The organism is Alteromonas sp. 5E99-2, assembly GCF_017368475.1.
In the GTDB taxonomy this organism is placed as follows: Bacteria; Pseudomonadota; Gammaproteobacteria; order Enterobacterales; family Alteromonadaceae; genus Alteromonas_F.
In genome coordinates this window covers 202,761-219,036 of the sequence record NZ_JAFNJE010000003.1, presented here as the reverse complement: position 1 = coordinate 219,036, position 16,276 = coordinate 202,761, and the positions used below count along the sequence as shown (strand labels likewise).

Annotated in this window: 21 protein-coding genes; 7 read left to right on the top strand and 14 right to left on the bottom strand. The window is 38.2% G+C overall.

The window, feature by feature from the left end; genetic code table 11:
* The first annotated feature begins 144 nt into the window (after positions 1-144).
* Entirely contained in the window at positions 145-1,485 is a 1,341-nt protein-coding gene (locus J3L16_RS04840) for an alkaline phosphatase PhoX (protein WP_207611764.1), read from the top strand.
* Positions 1,486-1,594: 109 nt separating this feature from the next.
* On the top strand, positions 1,595-2,827 hold the full coding sequence (locus J3L16_RS04835; protein WP_207611763.1) for a tyrosine-type recombinase/integrase: 1,233 nt from the start codon (positions 1,595-1,597) through the stop codon (positions 2,825-2,827).
* Between the two features lie 457 nt (positions 2,828-3,284).
* Here J3L16_RS04835 and J3L16_RS04830 read toward each other — a convergent pair whose 3' ends face one another.
* A complete protein-coding gene (locus tag J3L16_RS04830; RefSeq protein WP_207611762.1) occupies positions 3,285-3,824 on the bottom strand; it encodes a TetR/AcrR family transcriptional regulator in 540 nt (179 codons plus the stop codon).
* A gap of 157 nt (positions 3,825-3,981) precedes the next feature.
* Here J3L16_RS04830 and J3L16_RS04825 point away from each other — a divergent pair, with 157 nt between their 5' ends.
* Positions 3,982-5,070 carry an FAD-dependent oxidoreductase gene (locus tag J3L16_RS04825; RefSeq protein WP_207611761.1) on the top strand — a complete coding sequence of 363 codons (1,089 nt, stop codon included), beginning with the start codon at positions 3,982-3,984 and terminating at the stop codon, positions 5,068-5,070.
* Positions 5,071-5,180: 110 nt separating this feature from the next.
* Complete coding sequence (locus J3L16_RS04820) at positions 5,181-5,873, top strand: cupin domain-containing protein (RefSeq protein ID WP_207611760.1); 693 nt, start codon at positions 5,181-5,183, stop codon at positions 5,871-5,873.
* On the opposite strand, the gene J3L16_RS04815 is transcribed toward J3L16_RS04820, so the two are convergent.
* A complete protein-coding gene (locus J3L16_RS04815) occupies positions 5,852-7,045 on the bottom strand; it encodes an MFS transporter (RefSeq protein ID WP_207611759.1) in 1,194 nt (397 codons plus the stop codon). The genes J3L16_RS04820 and J3L16_RS04815 overlap by 22 nt on opposite strands.
* 74 nt (positions 7,046-7,119) lie before the next feature.
* Here J3L16_RS04815 and J3L16_RS04810 point away from each other — a divergent pair, with 74 nt between their 5' ends.
* The gene (locus J3L16_RS04810; protein WP_207611758.1) at positions 7,120-7,947 is read left to right on the top strand and encodes a helix-turn-helix transcriptional regulator; all 828 of its coding nucleotides are present in this window, start codon (positions 7,120-7,122) and stop codon (positions 7,945-7,947) included.
* Positions 7,948-7,966: 19 nt separating this feature from the next.
* On the opposite strand, the gene J3L16_RS04805 is transcribed toward J3L16_RS04810, so the two are convergent.
* The 12 genes from J3L16_RS04805 to J3L16_RS04750 all read right to left on the bottom strand — a co-directional run bounded on the left by J3L16_RS04805 (position 7,967) and on the right by J3L16_RS04750 (position 14,884).
* Complete coding sequence (locus tag J3L16_RS04805; protein WP_207611757.1) at positions 7,967-8,356, bottom strand: GFA family protein; 390 nt, start codon at positions 8,354-8,356, stop codon at positions 7,967-7,969.
* Between the two features lie 533 nt (positions 8,357-8,889).
* Positions 8,890-9,375 carry an N-acetyltransferase gene (locus J3L16_RS04800; protein WP_207611756.1) on the bottom strand — a complete coding sequence of 162 codons (486 nt, stop codon included), beginning with the start codon at positions 9,373-9,375 and terminating at the stop codon, positions 8,890-8,892.
* A 42-nt stretch (positions 9,376-9,417) separates the two neighbouring features.
* The gene (locus J3L16_RS04795; protein ID WP_207611755.1) at positions 9,418-10,005 is read right to left on the bottom strand and encodes a helix-turn-helix transcriptional regulator; all 588 of its coding nucleotides are present in this window, start codon (positions 10,003-10,005) and stop codon (positions 9,418-9,420) included.
* A gap of 235 nt (positions 10,006-10,240) precedes the next feature.
* Positions 10,241-10,624 (bottom strand): VOC family protein, encoded by a 384-nt coding sequence (locus J3L16_RS04790; protein WP_207611754.1) that lies wholly within the window; start codon positions 10,622-10,624, stop codon positions 10,241-10,243.
* A complete protein-coding gene (locus tag J3L16_RS04785; RefSeq protein WP_207611753.1) occupies positions 10,617-11,258 on the bottom strand; it encodes a sigma-70 family RNA polymerase sigma factor in 642 nt (213 codons plus the stop codon). Before J3L16_RS04785 ends, J3L16_RS04790 begins: the two co-directional genes overlap by 8 nt.
* Before the next feature lie 86 nt (positions 11,259-11,344).
* Positions 11,345-11,917 carry an NAD(P)H-dependent oxidoreductase gene (locus J3L16_RS04780; RefSeq protein WP_242698664.1) on the bottom strand — a complete coding sequence of 191 codons (573 nt, stop codon included), beginning with the start codon at positions 11,915-11,917 and terminating at the stop codon, positions 11,345-11,347.
* 47 nt (positions 11,918-11,964) lie between these two features.
* Positions 11,965-12,324, bottom strand: coding sequence for a MerR family transcriptional regulator (locus J3L16_RS04775; protein WP_207611752.1), 360 nt, complete (start codon positions 12,322-12,324; stop codon positions 11,965-11,967).
* 100 nt (positions 12,325-12,424) lie between these two features.
* Positions 12,425-13,060, bottom strand: a complete 636-nt coding sequence (locus tag J3L16_RS04770) for a LysE family transporter (RefSeq protein WP_207611751.1) — start codon at positions 13,058-13,060, stop codon at positions 12,425-12,427.
* A 62-nt stretch (positions 13,061-13,122) separates the two neighbouring features.
* Positions 13,123-13,407 (bottom strand): hypothetical protein, encoded by a 285-nt coding sequence (locus J3L16_RS04765; protein WP_207611750.1) that lies wholly within the window; start codon positions 13,405-13,407, stop codon positions 13,123-13,125.
* A gap of 150 nt (positions 13,408-13,557) precedes the next feature.
* A complete protein-coding gene (locus J3L16_RS04760) occupies positions 13,558-13,740 on the bottom strand; it encodes a DUF4177 domain-containing protein (RefSeq protein ID WP_207611749.1) in 183 nt (60 codons plus the stop codon).
* Between the two features lie 84 nt (positions 13,741-13,824).
* Positions 13,825-14,409, bottom strand: a complete 585-nt coding sequence (locus tag J3L16_RS04755; RefSeq protein ID WP_207611748.1) for a hypothetical protein — start codon at positions 14,407-14,409, stop codon at positions 13,825-13,827.
* Positions 14,410-14,569: 160 nt separating this feature from the next.
* A complete protein-coding gene (locus J3L16_RS04750) occupies positions 14,570-14,884 on the bottom strand; it encodes a hypothetical protein (protein WP_207611747.1) in 315 nt (104 codons plus the stop codon).
* A gap of 683 nt (positions 14,885-15,567) precedes the next feature.
* On the opposite strand from J3L16_RS04750, the gene J3L16_RS04745 reads away from it, so the two are divergent.
* Complete coding sequence (locus tag J3L16_RS04745) at positions 15,568-15,990, top strand: putative toxin-antitoxin system toxin component, PIN family (RefSeq protein WP_207611746.1); 423 nt, start codon at positions 15,568-15,570, stop codon at positions 15,988-15,990.
* A 1-nt stretch (position 15,991) separates the two neighbouring features.
* A complete protein-coding gene (locus J3L16_RS04740; protein ID WP_207611745.1) occupies positions 15,992-16,213 on the top strand; it encodes a toxin-antitoxin system HicB family antitoxin in 222 nt (73 codons plus the stop codon).
* The last annotated feature ends 63 nt before the right edge of the window (positions 16,214-16,276 follow it).

Sequence of the window (16,276 nt, the reverse complement as noted above, 5' to 3'; positions counted from 1 at the left end):
AAATATACAAATTAAGTAGTGTTATAACATATCAACTGTAGTTATTATACGAGCAGTTTTAACTTATATGTAATCTTTAAAGCGTAAGCTGGATTAACGACAGTATAAATAACCATAATGTGTGAATTGTTTTAGGAGTATAAAGTGATAACACGCAGACAATTTAATAAAGGCCTAATCTACACGGCGTTGAGTGGCCTCGCTTTTAATGTTTCAGGGCAAGGAAGTGGCATTAATCCAAAACATCTTGGTTTCGGCGCTTTAGTTGATGATCCTAACGATATTTTGTCATTACCAAAGGGATTTAGTTACCGAATTATCTCTAGATTGAATGATCAAATGGACGACGGATTACCTGTACCTGACAGAGCTGATGGTATGGGGTGTATTCCTATTGATGACCAACGGGTTGCGCTAATTCGAAATCACGAAATACATCCTCTGAACGCAAAAGGAGCAAAAACAACCTGGACTGATGCACAAACAGCAAAAGCTTATGATGTAAATAACGATGGAAAACCATTGCAAGGTGGTACTAGCTCAATTATTTATAACGTGAAAACAAAGCGTGTTGAGCAACAGTTTATGTCTTTGTTAGGCACAATTCGAAACTGTTCTGGCGGCATTACACCTTGGGGCACTTGGTTAACCTGTGAAGAATCTATCGATACGCCATCAACTGAATCGATTGGCAAAGAACACGGTTATGTGTTTGAAATTCCCGCTAAGGCAAATGGATTAGTTGAGCCAAAACCATTAAAAGATATGGGCCGATTTAACCACGAAGCGGCCTGTGTTGACCCAAAAACAGGTTATGTTTATTTAACAGAAGATCGCGGCGATAGTTTGTTTTACCGCTTTATTCCAAACAAACCACAGGAGTTGAGTGCTGGAGGTAAGCTTCAAGCTCTAGCGGTTAAAGGTTCTCCACAATTTGATTCGCGAAATTGGCAAGCCCAGTCAATGAGCAAACATAAAGAATATGACGTTGAATGGATTGATCTAGAAGATGTAACAAGTCCTAACGACGACTTACGAGTTCAAGGGCTTAAAAAAGGTGCCGCGTTATTTGCCAGAGGCGAGGGAACCATCTTTGGTGATAACGAATTGTATTTCTGCTGTACCAACGGCGGTAAAAAACAACTTGGTCAAATTATGCGCTATTCACTTAAAAATCCAGAATCACCGACATTGAGTTTGTTTTTAGAAAGTGAAAATGCCGCTAATTTCAATTTTGGTGACAACTTATGTATTGGCCCCAATGGACATCTAGTTGTGTGTGAAGACCAATACACCGATGTAGTGAATAACGCACTAAAAGGTGTAACACCTAATGGTGAAACTTATAACCTTGCAAGAATTCATATACAAACAGAACCTGCAGGCGCATGCTTTTCACCAGACGGTACAACAATGTTCGTTAACTTGTATTCACCAGCGATGACATTGGCAATCACTGGGCCTTGGGGTTCAGTTGTCAGTTAAATGCAAGTAGTAGTACCATCTCACTATGTCTAATACTGTTTAGTATTAGACATAGTGCATATATGCGTTTATAGTGTGTTTAAGTCTCGTTTTCTACATTATTACGCCAATGACCAAGCCTGTTCCTTTATTTCCCACTTATGCTGAGCTATTAGAATTAGAACTCACTGATTATAAACAGCTGAATACGTTTCTTAGTACCTGTTCACCTTGGAAACAAAAACACTGGCATTGGGCTAAAGAATATTTACTTTATATTGGCCGCAACAAATCCGCCAATACCTACATACGTTTTCGCAATGATATTGAAAAGTTTCTGCTTTGGGTTTTTCTTATTGAAGATACACCCATAGATGATTTACGAAAATCAGATGTGCTGCGTTACATCGATTTCTGCGTTGAGCCACCCGTTAATTGGATTAGCCATACATTGCACGATCGTTTTGGTTTAGAAAATGGCTTTTTTGTTTCTAATGAAAACTGGACGCCTTTTCGCTTAAGCGCGCCCAAACATGATAAAAATAGAAAATTAGACGCCAAACATTACCGTCCGTCGTTACAAACTCTTGAATCGACATTTGTTGCCTTGAGTTCTTTTTACCGACATTTAGTTGATGAAGAAATTTGTTTTGGTAATCCCATTCCTTTGGCTAAACGGGACTGTAAACACTTAATAAAAGACAGCCAAGTTAAGTCGATAAGCCGTTTAACAGAGTCTCAGTGGCAATATTTGTTAGATACAGCCGTTGCGCTAGCTGACGACGATAGCTTATATGAACGAAATTTATTTGTGATTGCCACAATGAAAACGCTATTTTTAAGGCTTTCTGAAATGTCAGAACGCCCAGATTGGACCCCTTTAATGTCTCACTTTTGGACCGATGAAGACAATAATTGGTGGTTTAAAGCCTATGGAAAAGGCAAAAAAATACGTGATATCACTGTACCTAGCGGTTATTTGCCTTTCCTTATTCGCTATCGACAATGGCGTGGTCTAGCTGATTTACCATCTAGAGGCGAACAAACCTTGTTAGTGGAAAAAATACGAGGACGCGGCGGTTTAACCGCGAGGCAAATATCTCGGCTTATTCAAAGTGTATTTGATGCTGCATTTGAAACTATGAAAGCTGATGTTGGGGCTGAACAAGCGCAAAAATTACGGGAAGCAACAACCCATTATTTGCGTCACACTGGCGCAAGTATGGAAATTGAACGCAACCGGCCTTTAAAAGATTTATCTGAAGATTTAGGCCATGCCAGCAGTGCTACTACTGACACTGTTTACGTACAAGTCGAGCGTAAACGCAGAGCGTCGTCGGGTAAAGGCCGTAAAGTTGAATGAGCTACACTTGCCTCGATTCAGATAATTTGAATTTACTACGGATATTCATAATAGGTTGCTCTATACAGCGATAAAGTACTTCTGATGCCATACAAGATAAGACAAAAGCAGCAAGCAAATACACAATAAAATATTGGTCACTAATGAACCTTTTACAAACTACAAGAGCGTCTGGGTGTAAAAGATAAATCGCATAAGACCGAGTTGATACATAATAGATAGCGGCATTAATGGGCTTAGAAAAAGAAACATGCATTTTATTAGCATTTAAAATAAAAGTGCTAAATAGAGCCGCTAAAACTAATTTACTCGGATCTGAAATCAGTGAATTTGGATACCATCATACTGTGTGCCCAGTAAAAACCATGAGAATTGCAAGCACACGAAGTAAATCCAATGAAACGTTTCTAGATACCATGTAGAAAATGACTCAAATTTAAATTATGTAAAACGGACGTTATGATTTCATTGATTCTAAAGCGTGATCAAAAAAGTCGTTATCATTAACAGCTTTACTGATCATCATGGCGCCTTCAAGCAAAGATACCGTATGAACGGCTTTAACTAATGCTTCTTGCGGGCTAACCTGATCTTGTAAACTATGAGCAGATTTTAGCCATTCTAAATTTCGTTCAAAAAACAACTTGGTTTCTCTTTGCACTTTTTCTGGTAGAGAATCAGTCTCTGCACCTAAAAGCCCACATAAACACATTTTATTATCATTAATTAATGCTTGTCTGAAAAGCTTTGCATAGAGAGCAATTGGGTCTTCACCGTTTTTAAGTAAGGTTTGAGGGTCTCCCAAAGCGTCCAAAAATGCATCGGTATATTGCTTTGCTAGCTCTGCACCTAAGTCTGCTTTTGTAGGAAAATGGTAATGCACACTCGCGCTTTTAATACCCACTTCTGCTGCAAGCTCTCTGAAGCTAAAATTACTATACCCCCCTTGCCTTACTTTGCCTTCGGCTGCTTTCAACAGTGCTTGTTTCTTGGTCATGATCTTTTCTCGATCTCATATCTATAAATAACAAAATAACTCAAATTAGATTCTACCAAATTTTAACTATAAAATACGCCCAATAAAAACCTATCTTCTAGTAGGTACCTTATTATAGACTGAATTATAAACAAAAAGCGAGGTCGTGAAGATAAATATGCAAAAAACCGACGTTGTGATAATAGGCGCAGGGTTATCTGGGCTTTATAGTGCAATGCTTCTAAAACAGAACAAGGTTCCCTACTTGCTGTTAGAGGCAAAACATAGCGTTGGAGGAAGAATTACCTCAACCAAAGATAGCTGTGAATCTGACGTTGGTTTTGATTTAGGCCCAACCTGGATATTTCCTCATCAACAAAAAATTCAGCATTTTGCTAATGATATTGGCATAGCGCTATTTCAACAATACATTCAGGGTGACGCCTTATTTCAACGACCAAATAGCATTAACCCTGAACGGTTTTCAGGTGCTGGCGGAATGCCTTTACTTCGAGTAAAAGGTGGCATGTCTACGGTTGTAACTAAGTTACTCGAGCAGATTGATAAAGATTATCTACGAACCAACCACAAGGTGTATGGATTAAAACGGCTAAATGACAAGTGGCAGGTATCTGTTGACAATAATGGTCAAGAACATACTTATGAGTCTACGCATATTATTCTCGCACTTCCTCCTCGCATGATAACTCGTCATCTAAGCGTTGATAAATGGGCTTCTGATCAGCTAGTTGCAGAGCTTAACAGTTCACAAACATGGATGTCTGCTCAAGCCAAGTTTGTGGTGTCTTACAAAAAGCCATTCTGGCGAGAAAACGGCCTTTCAGGACAAGCATTTAGTCAAGTTGTGCCTTTAGTAGAAATGCACGATGCCTCTCTTCAAGAGCATGGCGATTATGCTTTATTTGGGTTTATTGGATTAGACGCACAACAACGAAAGCACTACTCGGAAGACCAATTAAAAACCGCTTGTCTGCAGCAGCTGTGCTTTTTTTATGGCGATGTAGCAAAAGACTATCAAGATTGTGAAATTAAAGACTGGGCGAAAGATCAGTTTGTTGCTTCACCGCTGGATTGTACCGAGCCATCTAAGCATCCGAGTTTTAACACTGCCAAATATTCAACGAACATGAAAAACCAGCACCTGTATTTTGCGGGTAGCGAATTTTCAACGTCTGAGCCCGGTTATTTAGAGGGGGCAATTCAGGCAACAGAAGCCGCAATATCCCAGTTACTTGATAATCTTTAAAGTAAATCTATCTATCGATAGGTTTGTATTATTTTATTAAATGACGTATGCTTAATAAATAACGGCTTTCATTGAAAGTGTGTTGACTATAGATAAACAACGGGATAATTATGAAAATTGCAGCTGATTTTGAAAAACGAGAAGTGGTACACAGCGAAACTATGCCTTGGATCCCCTCACCTATGGCTGGTGTTGATCGCCGGCCTCTCGATCGCGTTGGTGCCGAAGTCGCTCGTGCAACTACTATTGTACGTTATGCGCCAGGCAGTCACTTTTCACCCCACGTTCACACTGGTGGAGAAGAGTTCATTGTATTGGAAGGTGTGTTTCAAGATGAGCACGGTGACTTCCCTAAAGGCTCATATGTTCGAAACCCTCCCCAATCGAGTCATAAACCCGGCTCAGATAAGGGCTGCGTTATTTTTGTAAAACTATGGCAATACCAACCCGAAGACAGAACACACGTCAAACTACGAATGGATGCCATGGGCGCTGTTGCAGATGCGCACTATAAAGGCTTGTCTATTACCCCGTTATTTCAAGACAAGTTTGAAGATGTGAGTTTATTACACTTTGAACCTAATACGACTGCAGAAATAAAAGTCCCCAATGGCGCAGAGTTATTTGTGCTTGAAGGCGGTGTAAAAGAAGGGAACGACAACTTGGTAAAACACAGTTGGTTACGCACCCCTATTGGCTCAAGTCTCTCATTATTATCTGGCAATAGTGGTGCGAAGGTATGGATGAAAAAAGACCATTTAACTGATGTAGAAAATCAAATTCAACGTGTTGAAAACGCGTAATGCTTACTTGTACTAATAAATTGGCTTGCGACAAGAGAAATAATAGCAAACCCTGCCCCAGCATAAAAAACTAAGGCATTGTCGTACAGCCAAATTACGCCAAAACTCGCAGGAATAACCACCGCAGCAATGTGATTAATACTAAAGCTAACACCCGCACTGGAGGCGATATCTTTAGGATCTGCTATTTTTTGAAAATAGGTTTTTAACGCGATAGCCATAGCAAAAAATAGGTGATCAACGATATAAAGCACAGCGGCAACATTGGCCGATTCAACTAATGCATAGCCTACAAAAACCAATATTAACCCCGTGTATTCTAACGTTAAGGCTCTACGCTCACCTACTCTGGCAATCCACTTTCCAATTTTAGGCGCCAAAAAGAAGTTAATGACATGATTTGTCATATACAACAGCGTAATGTTTTGAACGCTATAGCCAAATTTTTCTACCATTAAAAACCCAGCAAATACCACAAATATTTGCCGACGGGCACCAGACATAAAGGTTAAGAAATAGTACAGCCCGTAGCGTTTTCGAAAAATAAGTGTTTTATGCTGAGGGTGAGACATAGGAAATTTAGGCATAGAAAACACTAACCATAAGGTTAAAATTAAGCCACTTAAACCAAAGAACAAGTACATCATTTGATAACTAGCAGCGAAAACGCTAAAGCCTAACCAAACCAACCCGTAACACACCAGTGATGCAGCTGATTTTATAGACATTATTTTGCCTAGCTTTTCCGCGGTTTCATCTTTATTGAACCACTGTAAACTGAGTGAAGTGTTAATTGTCTCGTAATAGTGAAAGCCGATAGACATTAAAACTGTCGTTGCGTAAAGCCCATAAATAGTCGGAAATAAACCGGTTAACGCAACACCAATAGACAACAAGCAAAGTGAAATTAACGCAAATACCTGCTCGCTAAGTACGAGTAAAACAAACACCGCGGTAAACGCCAGAAAACCTGGAATTTCTCGTAACGATTGCAACATACCTATTTCTGCACCTGTAAATGCCGCTTGCTCGACAACAAAATTATTTAGCATTGCCATCCAACCAGCAAAAGTTATAGACATAACAATGCTGGCAATAGCTAAAAACACGAAAGGCGTTTGCCAAGGCTTATTTGAAAGTTGGGATGTTGAAGATTGAGATGGTGTTTCCATGTAAACGTCTCTTTAACTTGTATCTGTGATGTAGGCATTATAGGGTGAGCAACACGAGTCCAATAGTGATAATTATGACAATAAATTTATCAATTCAGACAAATGCCAACTGGAAATCCCATAAACCAAGGCGTTATTACGACACCTTACCTCGGCCCGTTGTACCCTTAACTCGCGACTATGAAGAGATGACTCAAATTATTAGCCATCAACATACATGGTCACAACTTGCCTATTCTTGTGCAGGCGTTATGCATATAGAAACAGACTCGGGGATTTTTGTTTTACCTCCAGAACAAGCTTTGTGGATCCCCCCAAATACCCGCCACCAACACTTTTGTAAAAATAAGGTAAGTTATCGCAGTCTGCATATTGATGCAGCGTTAAGTCGGGAGTTGGGTGATAAAGTCAGGCCCCTTAACGTTGATTCGTTACTGAAGTCGTTAATACTTGAAATTACTTCATGGCCAAAAGATTACGCAGAAACAGAGCAAACCCAACGTTTTATTTTAGTCTTGCTAGACCGCTTAGCTGTGGCAAAAAGCAACCAGCTCTTTATGCCCACTCCACAAGACAGACGCCTTTTTCCTATTATCGAAACACTGAATGACAACCCCGCAAATAAACTAACAATTGAAGATTGGGCTCGAACTGTGGGGGCATCTAGCCGCACACTCAATAGATTATTCAATCAAAATTATGGCATGGGCTTTAGTCGATGGAAGCAGAAACTACGTATATTAAAGTCCATTGAATTACTCAGCAGTAACACATCGTTAGTGAACATTGCCTATGAGTTGGGTTACGAATCAACCTCTTCATTTATAACTGGCTTTAAAAAACAACTGGGCTGTTCACCGAAAAAATACTTGGCCAATGAAAAAAAGACAGACGTACTGTAAGTCTATATTCAACTTAAGATTACGCTAAACCTTTTTCAAAAGAATGCAAATCCTTAATTTGATTAACCCAGCCTAGCTGCGATTCACAATAAGTATTCATCGCGGGTTGAATTTCAATGTCTGAATCTATTGCGCCTAAATGAAGAATTGCTAACCCTGGTAACTTTGGGTTTGTGTTATAAATAGGTGTTCCGCATAAATGGCAAAAATGTTTAGTTGCGTGTTCTGACACTTTAAAAGACGTTAAACTTGATGATTCAAGTACTAATTCATTTTCTGCAACGACAACATAAGTTGAAAACGACGCACCATTCATTTTTCGGCACAAGTTACAGTGGCAATTAACAATAGCTCTAATCTCTTGGCCACAAGAAAATGAAACACTTTTACAGTTACAACTTCCTTTCACGCTGACTTTTCCTTATACAGTTGCTTAATAATTTACTTGTTAAAATACTATATGAAAATTTGAAGCAAATAAAAACGCAATTGGGCTGCTTAAATAGAAACATTAAAGCGCTCACACAATGTTGTAAATTCTTTGTCGTAACCGTGTTGGTTATAGTTGAGCGAGTGAGGGTTCATGAATCCGTGTAAATAATTCACTTGTCTTATGGTTAAATTAGCTTTTCCCGCAAGCCTTGATATTAACTCTGTTACAGAAAAATGCTTCTCTTTTGCGCGAAATATCAGCAACGATGATGTTATGCACTGGCAAAGCTCCCCTCATACACATTTGCACTAAATATTAGCCAAGTTTCATTCACCAAATGACATATATAAAGCGTACGAAAATCTATATTTGAGTTAATTGTGTTTATACGCCAACCAATTGTTACAGCCATTTTATTTTTGCTGAGGCTTTGTTTTTTGAGTATATGTTTGAACTCCGTCAGCACCTGAAATATGCTCTGTCACAGTAATCCCCTTTTTGATTAACAGTTAAAAAGTTAACACCATATCATTCCATTGCGCACCGCCATGACTTGAATTTGACACACCTTGATGAGTAAAACCAAAACTTTGATAAAAATGAATTAAATGGTCTTTGCACGTAAGTACCATTCCTTTATGTTTTCGGCTTTTACTGAATTCAATAAAGTGATTAGTCAGTGCAGAGGCATACCCTTTTCTTTGATGTTGGGGATCAACTGCTAACCCAAACACCGTTTGGTAATCGCCTTTGGGGCAATGTAATCTGGTATCGCTATACAGTGCATCGGGAAGTTCAGGTGAATTGAATACACAGCCATTAATATGACCAACGACAATATCATTGTGCTCTAATACAAAAAAGCATTCTGGAAAAACGGAAAACCTTTTTTGAAACGAGTCTAGTGAAGCCGCTTCTGATCCAGAAAAACACATTTCTTCTATTTCAGCCATGCGGTTAATGTCTGCTTTTACGGCTTGACGTATATTATGCATTATTTTTCCTTTTCTATTGAGCCGTTTAAAACATAGCGCTTATTATGAGTTAGGAGTTAAAGATATAGAGTAATCTTCAAAACTGATTTTTGCAGTTTCTTTAAAATTAGTTTTAACACTAGGAGAAGAAACTAATACCTCATAGCCATTAGATATTTCATAGAGTTTAGTGCTAATCAATACCATGCCATCAGGCTGTTTCGATGAAAATAATGTAAGTTTTAGAGAGTCAGAAATACTTATTTCATTTACAGAGCTTTCTTCACTCAATAAATGAATATTTGCTAACTTTTCGTCGTTTTTAATTAATTCAACGTTAACCATAATTGGTTGCGCGCTAGCCGGTATCATAACTAAACAAGACAAAGTAAAACTTACAAGACCAAAAAAAGCAGCAAATTTTGACTTTGTTGAATATCTCGAATTATTTGTACATTGTTGGATATCTTGGGCGCTAATTTCAAACGCAGAAGCGAGAGATTTTACAGACTCTAATGAAGCGACACCTGTTTTTTCAATTCTTTGAATTGTTCTTAAACTCAACCCTGAAACTAAGGCTAACTGTGTTTGGCTCCAAGCCCTATTAATTCTTTCAGTTTTAATTAAATTTATATTAACTTGCATTTCCATTATTCAATTTCTCTAAACTAATTTATTGCGAATAGATTGGAGGAAAAGGCCCTGTTTGTATACGTTATCAGTATGACAATAATACGTTAAACCTATGACATACCAAAGGTTTGTATCATCGTATGCATATATTAAATCAGTAATGTTAAATAAGCCGACTATGGGCTTCACACATCGGCTTGGATTTCTATTATAAGTATGACCTTTTCATCGTTTTTCTTTACAAACTATATGTTCATTTTAATTTCCGCGGAACGTCGTCGGACTGATACATTGATATTTGGTGATTATCTGGGTCTGCAATTTCCGCTGACCACCCACCAGGTGCATGGCTAACAGGAGTCACAATTGTAACCCCACTTTCAGATAAGGTTTCAACGACATCGTCGATGCCCCCATTGGAAAGCTCAAAAACAACAATGGGGGAATCACCCGGTTTTGATTCTTGCTTAAAAAAGAGTAATTCCACACCATTCTCGGTTTTCGCCAATAGCCAATCACTTCCCTCATCTTTCATTCTCACAACATCTAGCCCTAATGCGTCGCGGTAAAAAACTTCGGTCTTTTCTAAATTGCTAACGTAATAACATATGGCACCAACTTTACTTCTATTAAGCATTACTTTTTTCCTCTTTTAGGTTTGATGTCACCCTATGTTGCCGCAAGGAACGGTTTTGTGAGGTCATCATAAAAAGATGCCCATCTGGGTCATGGCTTGCTAACGTATCTTTATCACGACAAGGAGCGTTAAGTAGAGATTGACGTATTCGACCGAAAGCCAAACTTTCCTTTAATCCATTAAGTTCTGATACATGTCGTCCATCGTACTTTTTCCATCGCTTTTTAATTTGAACAATACGTTGGCGTATTGCGGGGTCTGATACTCTTAGAAGCCAGGCTATTTCTGCTTTGGAGTGCCCTGTTAATACCAAGAGTGCCGTGGTTTTCAGACTTGATGGTAAAGTGCTGACAAAATTATGAGTTGAAATTGGTTCTTCCAAACGGAAATGACTTAAATAAGAAAATGACGCTTCTCGTTTTTTTCGCCTAACTGCGGACCGTGCGTAAAAAGCCGATTGATTTCGTATTACGCCTAGGAGCCATTTACGATTTACAAGACTCGACATATCACAACGGCCTGCTTCAACTGCCGCAAGGAGTGCCGTCTGTAACAAATCTTCTGCTTCATCTATATTAAATGCAATTTTATTTGCGTATTGGAGAAGTTCGGAATAATAGCTAGCTTTTCTCATTGCATTGTACTTCCTTGAATTAGCTAATAATCAGTTAAACGGGAAAACAAAGTGGATTATAAAACGAGTCGCAGCTACTCAGATAATTATATATTACTAGCCAATTTTTGTGTCTTTTTCAACCATTTATCTCGTTTTTCTTCAGTCGAACTCAATACGGGGCCGAAGTAAGTTGAAGATAGGTTTTTAATACCTGAAAAACCTAAAACAGCGCTTTTTAACTGCTTATAAATTAAGTTTCCTTTCACATATTTATACCAAAAAACAGGAGTATCTAAAGTGAAAATCAATTGTGAAGTACGCCCATGTAACAATTTTTCTAAACGTCCCTTTTTACCTTTATATTTAAATGCGAAACCTGGTAGGAAGGTCCTATCAATAACGCCTTTAAATTTTGCTGGTATATTCCCCCACCAAACAGGGCTAATAATAACGAGATGATCGCACCATATTACCTGTTCCTGAAACCTCAATAAGTCAGGCTCTAAAGGAAGAACTTTATCGTATCCTTGGTCTAAACTTAGTTCAAAGTGCATGTTCGCAACTGCGACACTTTGCACATTATGCTTAACTCCTGCGACTTGGGAGTAGAGGTCTGCTATAGATTTACACAGGCTTTGAGGCTTGGGGTTAGCATTAATAACAAGAATTTTTTTCATAATTTACACCGTATCAAGAATTTAATAAACACAGTGTAAAGTCTCACCTAAGGGTTAGAGTCAAGTCCTTTCAAGCAATTGGTAATAGATTTTTGATAATTTTCTATATTGATTTTTTTGTTTTCTAATTCGCTGATCTCGCTTTCTATCATCGCATATTTTGCACTGAGAAATTCATTTGCCAACGTCCAATCGAACTCCCCTTTCTCGTCCAAGAGCGACATGATTTCAGACAAGTGAATACCTAGCGCTTGCGCTCCCTTTATTATCTTAATAGTTTCAATATTCTTTGCCGAATACACGCGGTACCGCCCATCTCTTGAAACCTTTAATAAACCAAGCGATTCGTATAACCGTATGGCTCTTTGTGTCGCTCCAGATAACTTAGCGGCTTGACCAATGAACATAAAACTCGCTTCTCATAATGAAAATGGTAATCGCTGCTAGGCACGCTTACGGATTTATCGCATGCAGAGTAAATCCGTTCATACAAAGCTAAACTTAGTATTAACCAATATTTGTGGTTGCCACCTTAAGACCAAAAGCGATTAGCAAGGTACCAATTGCTTTTTCAATAACGTTTTTCCATTCTTGAAATTTTTTAAGAAACGCAGGTTGGCTCAGAAAAATAGAAACACCGCTAAACCAAACTAAGTGGGCTAAAGAGATAATAGCGCCATAAATTAACTGCATCCAAAGTGGTGTTTCTGGGTTTACAACTTGAGTAAAAATACTGAGAAAGAATATAGTTGTTTTGGGGTTCAGTGAATTTGTTACAAAGCCAATTTTAAATGCGGAAAATTTTGACATGGTTAAAGAGCTCGATGCGCCCTCAATATTTAGGTTCGACTTTGCTTTGAATGTACGCCAGCCAATATAAATTAAATACGCCGCTCCTAAGTATTTAATGATTGAAAACAAGATAATTGACTGCGAAATGATAATAGCAAGTCCAGCTATGGAATAGGCAACATGGATCCATATAGCTAAACTAATACCTAATGCAGAATACAAGCCTGCAGCCCGACCATAAAAAACGCTATTTCTTGTTACCATAACGAAATCAGCTCCTGGGCTAATAGCCATAAAAATGGCAATTAAACTAACTGATATCACTTGGGAAAGGTATGGCATTATGTCCATATGATTAAGAACCTCTTAGTTAAAAAAGCATGCGCAAAGCACATACAACATAATTTTTTTCGCTAGTCACTCTCAGTAACTGTAAAAGCCACTGAGGTTATCTTCCACTCTTTATTTACTTTTATAAGGTTCCATGACTCAGTTCCCCAAGCACGCTTTTTACCATTAACATGGTCGCTATAATCAAAATGCACACTTGCTAAATAACCATCGGTAGCCACCTCGACATTCCATATCTTTTCTTCTAAATTTTCACTGTCAGAAATCATGGCTACAGGAGCCCTGAACTTCCCAAAATCAACAGCATGAGGATAATTGGGCTTTTCCTTGCGTTTAAGTTCGAGCATTCCGCCACTATATTTAAACTATAACCACAGAGAAAAACTAACAGTCCTTTATTCATTATGTTGCTCTAATTCAAAGTGTTTTGATAAAGTACAAATCATATATTAAACGAAAAAAATGCGTTTAGTCGTTATTATGTGAAATATGCATCACTAAGCTGATAATTCGATTAATATCGTATAGGAAGTAACAGCCCCAAACAGTGAAGTATTGGGAGTTAACGACTTTATTATCCAGCCGTCTTTAGTTAATTCATCTATTTTATTGTTGAGGGAACTGATATCGACTTGATTTGACCAAAACCCCTTTTTTTTAAACTCAATAACTTTTTGCAATTTAGTATCCCTCTTAATTGTTAACGTTATTTACTATAAAGCCATGCCTTTTTGTAATTTACTATGTGTAACTCATGGGTATGATTAATTTAACCTTTCACCCGGTAACTCAAAATGCTCGCCGATAAGTAATTCCGCTTGAGCAATTTTTTTATCGGCTTCATCTCTAGATAAAACATTTTGTTCTGCAAGCCAGTTGAACTTGTTGATTTCGGTGTTCAGATCATTTTCGGGATTAACGTCACCGTACCATTTGATTAATTGCATTTTCTTTCTAGATTTAAACTCAGCAACAATGTCATCGTGTTTTTTGTCGTGTATTACGAAAATATTTCCTTTTTCGGTCTTAAATACCGAGTACTTTATTTTAGTGAAAACGGCCCAGGTTAAGCACAAAATGCCAATGGGTATCCAAAAGCCTTTCCCAGACAAAGGCGCTTGCAAGTATAAGGCGTAGCCTACTTGTAAAATTCCAATTGCAATCCATAAAAGGCCGACATTTTTCAACCATTCATTTTGCTCTATCTGAATTGACGCTTTAGTAGGAATATCTGCGTAGTTTATGTCGAAATCACCTTGCCCTGACTTCTCTTTGTATGCAAAGTTAAGGTATTCTTCATTAAAGGTAAATGTATGGGTTGCTGAAATTTTCTTTTGTATAAATTCCATGTCTATTCCTATGTAAAACGGCTCAGTGATTTTTCATCATAATTACGCCTTAAGTGTACGTTACACGAAACTTACCTTACAAGCTTTGAACACCCTTGTGCCATTATTTACAGACAGTACTCATGTCAACTAACGTACATCGAATGTATTTGAAAAGCTGTTATCCATCAGCCATTAGCTTACTAAGTGCATTTTTTACTGTACGTTTTTCCAAAAAATTGGATATTAGATTAATAAATACAAGTACCACTACATAAAGTCCCCAAGATGCTAAATTTGAAAAAGGTTCCAATCCCAACGCAGGAAGTATTAGGTAAAACACAGAAGCGACTGAAATAGAATAAAGCAGAACGTTAATACATAAGGTTACGGTTCTGGTTGTACCTTTTGCTTGCGTAATGATTTGGTAGATTTGAGCACTCGATTTATCCTTCAACTCAGGATAAGAGTGAATTAACCAATCTGAATAGTTCATGCTTCCTCCTATCATATTTGCCTCAGTAAGCCACTTCGTCATTTTCGACCGTAACTACAAAGGCTTCGCTAATAACTAAATCTTTTAACCCCATCGACGCCTTCATTCAAATACAGGGTTGTAAATTCCCCAAAGAGCAAGCCAAACCTTGATTCACGAACTGCATCTCCTTTTGCACTTGTTATTACCAACTAAAATGAAATTCCCTATTGAACGTTTCTTGCACCTTTATTGTCTTTTAACTACTTTGCCTTGAGCCAGTGACTTTTTCAATTTTATTGTAGGTTTTATCGATAATTTTATTTTCGGATATTTAGTGGCTGACTCTTAAAGTCGACCTAGCCCAAAACCTAAACATTGATGGTGTTATTAAAGTTAACTATAGAATCTGGTGGGTCTATTGCCTCTAAATTAAGGCTTTCCACAGTGCTACGTAACACTGCAACTGACAAAATAGGAGCTGGCTGGTCTTAGAATTAAGCAGCTTGTCTACAGCTGTGACAAGCACTAGGCTGTCAGAAATAGCTGAAAATAGTTCGCTAGACCACCCAATATCAGATAAATATTACCCGCGAGAACCAGTCTATTTAATGGATTTTTTGAGGAAGCAGTATTGCTAGTTGAATTAGCCCTAATAGAGCACTTAATTGAAAAGTGATAGCATATACGCTAGCATAGAAACTATGAACAAAGTAGTTATTGACACCAGTGTACTTATTAGTGCCTTGATTGGCAAAACAGGTCCTGCTCGAGAAGTGATACGGCATTGCTTGTTGGGTCAGCTGAAACCGCTGATTAGCACGACCTTATTTTTGGAATACGAAGCAGTAAGTAAGCGAGACAAAATCAAAGAGTTGTGCCCACTTACCGAGGACGAAGTCAATGAGTTGCTAGCGGCATTTTTTAGTGTTTGCGAATGGGTGCAGATACATTATTTGTGGCGGCCAAATTTAAAAGATGAAGGCGATAACTTTCTTATTGAACTTGCAGTAGCAGGAAATGCCGAGAGCATTATTACGAATAACCTAAAAGACCTGCGAAATGCGGAATTACAATTTGATGGTTTGAAAGTGTTAGCGCCTGAAAATTATTTGAGAGGAGTTTAATATGTCCACTTTAACCGTACGTTTACCAGACGATAAGCATAATCGATTGAAGGCTTTGGCTGCGCATAAAAAGTTGAGCTTAAACAAATTGATAGAAGAACTGTCTACACAGGCGATAGCTGAATTTGATACTGAAGTCAGATTCAAGGCCATTGCTGCAATTGGAAACAAAAAGAAAGGTTTAGAGCTACTAGATAAGCTTGATTCTCATTTTGGTAGCTAACGAGCGAAAACGCATTCCGTTTCGGTCTCAGCGAGCAAAGCCAGTGAGTTTACTGACTTGCTA

Coding starts and splice junctions, on each gene's coding strand:
- J3L16_RS04835 (WP_207611763.1), top strand. CDS start 1,595: ATGACCAAGCCTGTTCCTTTATTTCCCACTTATGCTGAGCTATTAGAA.
- J3L16_RS04830 (WP_207611762.1), bottom strand. CDS start 3,824: ATGACCAAGAAACAAGCACTGTTGAAAGCAGCCGAAGGCAAAGTAAGG.
- J3L16_RS04825 (WP_207611761.1), top strand. CDS start 3,982: ATGCAAAAAACCGACGTTGTGATAATAGGCGCAGGGTTATCTGGGCTT.
- J3L16_RS04820 (WP_207611760.1), top strand. CDS start 5,181: ATGAAAATTGCAGCTGATTTTGAAAAACGAGAAGTGGTACACAGCGAA.
- J3L16_RS04815 (WP_207611759.1), bottom strand. CDS start 7,045: ATGGAAACACCATCTCAATCTTCAACATCCCAACTTTCAAATAAGCCT.
- J3L16_RS04810 (WP_207611758.1), top strand. CDS start 7,120: ATGACAATAAATTTATCAATTCAGACAAATGCCAACTGGAAATCCCAT.
- J3L16_RS04800 (WP_207611756.1), bottom strand. CDS start 9,375: ATGCATAATATACGTCAAGCCGTAAAAGCAGACATTAACCGCATGGCT.
- J3L16_RS04795 (WP_207611755.1), bottom strand. CDS start 10,005: ATGGAAATGCAAGTTAATATAAATTTAATTAAAACTGAAAGAATTAAT.
- J3L16_RS04790 (WP_207611754.1), bottom strand. CDS start 10,624: ATGCTTAATAGAAGTAAAGTTGGTGCCATATGTTATTACGTTAGCAAT.
- J3L16_RS04785 (WP_207611753.1), bottom strand. CDS start 11,258: ATGAGAAAAGCTAGCTATTATTCCGAACTTCTCCAATACGCAAATAAA.
- J3L16_RS04780 (WP_242698664.1), bottom strand. CDS start 11,917: ATGAAAAAAATTCTTGTTATTAATGCTAACCCCAAGCCTCAAAGCCTG.
- J3L16_RS04775 (WP_207611752.1), bottom strand. CDS start 12,324: ATGTTCATTGGTCAAGCCGCTAAGTTATCTGGAGCGACACAAAGAGCC.
- J3L16_RS04770 (WP_207611751.1), bottom strand. CDS start 13,060: ATGGACATAATGCCATACCTTTCCCAAGTGATATCAGTTAGTTTAATT.
- J3L16_RS04765 (WP_207611750.1), bottom strand. CDS start 13,407: ATGCTCGAACTTAAACGCAAGGAAAAGCCCAATTATCCTCATGCTGTT.
- J3L16_RS04755 (WP_207611748.1), bottom strand. CDS start 14,409: ATGGAATTTATACAAAAGAAAATTTCAGCAACCCATACATTTACCTTT.
- J3L16_RS04750 (WP_207611747.1), bottom strand. CDS start 14,884: ATGAACTATTCAGATTGGTTAATTCACTCTTATCCTGAGTTGAAGGAT.
- J3L16_RS04745 (WP_207611746.1), top strand. CDS start 15,568: ATGAACAAAGTAGTTATTGACACCAGTGTACTTATTAGTGCCTTGATT.
- J3L16_RS04740 (WP_207611745.1), top strand. CDS start 15,992: ATGTCCACTTTAACCGTACGTTTACCAGACGATAAGCATAATCGATTG.